This is a genomic window from Stenotrophomonas pictorum JCM 9942 (genome assembly GCF_001310775.1).
Taxonomy (GTDB): Bacteria; Pseudomonadota; Gammaproteobacteria; order Xanthomonadales; family Xanthomonadaceae; genus Stenotrophomonas; species Stenotrophomonas pictorum.
Genome location: NZ_BAZI01000574.1, coordinates 1 through 1318, shown reverse-complemented (window position 1 = coordinate 1318; position 1318 = coordinate 1). Strand labels below are relative to the sequence as shown.

Genomic DNA, 1318 nt, shown 5'->3' with positions numbered 1-1318 from the left:
CGATGGCGGCGCGTTGCTGCTGGCCGCCGGACAGCTCGGCCGGGTAGTGGCGCATGCGCGAGCCCAGGCCGACATCACCCAGCGCTTTCTCGATGCGCTGCTTGCGCTCGGCCGCGGGCATACCGCGGTAGCGCAGTGGCACATCGACGTTGTCGAACAGGTTCAGATCGGGGATCAGGTTGAAGCCCTGGAAGATGAAACCGATCTTCTGGTTGCGCAGCCGCGAACGGGCGTCATCGCCGAGGTGGCTCACGTCCTGGCCATCGAGCAGGTACTGGCCGGAGGTGAAGGTTTCCAGCAGCCCGGCGATGTTGAGGAAGGTGGTCTTGCCCGAGCCGGACGGGCCAGTGACCGCGACGAACTCGCCCTCGCGCACATGCAGGTCCAGCGAACGCAGTGCATGGGTTTCAACCTGTTCGGTGCGGAAGACCTTGGAGACGGATTGCATCTGGAGCATGGGAGGTTCCTGGGCTGAAAGGAGAAACGGAGGGTCAGTTGATGGAGACGCGCTCGTGGTCACCGAACAGGTCGGCACCGGAGACGACGATTTTTTCGCCCGGCTGCAGACCCGAGACGATTTCCACTTCGCCCAGACTGCTGACACCGGTCTGGATCGGGCGACGGGTCGCGGTGCTGCCGGTCACGACGTAGGCGTAGCGCCCGCCGGACTGTTCGATGAAGGGGCCGCGCTCGACCTTGAGCACGTTCTTGCGGGTGTCCAGCAGGACCCGCGCGCTCATCCGCTGGCTCTGGCGCAGGCCCGGCGGCTGCTGGTCGGAGAAGCGCAGGCGGGCGACCACTTCACCGTTGACCACTTCCGGGGAAACGGCCGCGATCTCGCCCGGGAACGGCTGCCCCGTGCCGCTGGTGAGCTGCGCCGGCATGCCGATCGCCAGATCGCGGGCGAAGCTTTCCGGCACCTTGATCTCGACTTCGAACTTGGACAGGTCCACCACGCCCAGCACCGGCGCGTTGGCGATGACCTGGGTGTGCTGGGTGGCCTGGACCTGGCCGACCTGGCCATCGAACGGCGCGCGCAGGGTCAGCGCATCGACCTGACGTTGCACTTCGTTCACCACCGCCTTCTGGCGTTCGGCCAGCAGACGCTTGTTGCGCGCGTCCAGATCCGCGCCCCGGCTCTGCAAGGTGGCATCGCTGCGTGCGTGCTGCAGGGTGATCTCGGCTTTCTTCAGGTCGTCCTGAGCCTTGGCCAGATTGACCTGCGGCACCGCGCCCCCATCGAAGCCGCGCTGGTAGCGCTCCAAGTCGCGAGCGGCGGCCTGTCGGTCGATGGCGGCCTGGTCGGTGACTTTGCTGG

At 66.6% G+C, this 1318-nt stretch carries 2 protein-coding genes; both read right to left on the bottom strand.

All coding sequences use genetic code 11. The annotated features are described in order from the left end of the window. On the bottom strand, window positions 1–457 hold a 457-nt coding region (locus JCM9942_RS16165), incomplete at its 3' end, for an ABC transporter ATP-binding protein (protein ID WP_157723002.1). A gap of 34 nt (window positions 458–491) precedes the next feature. Then, the coding region (locus tag JCM9942_RS16160) for an efflux RND transporter periplasmic adaptor subunit (RefSeq protein ID WP_157723001.1) at window positions 492–1318 on the bottom strand (827 nt) is incomplete at its 5' end.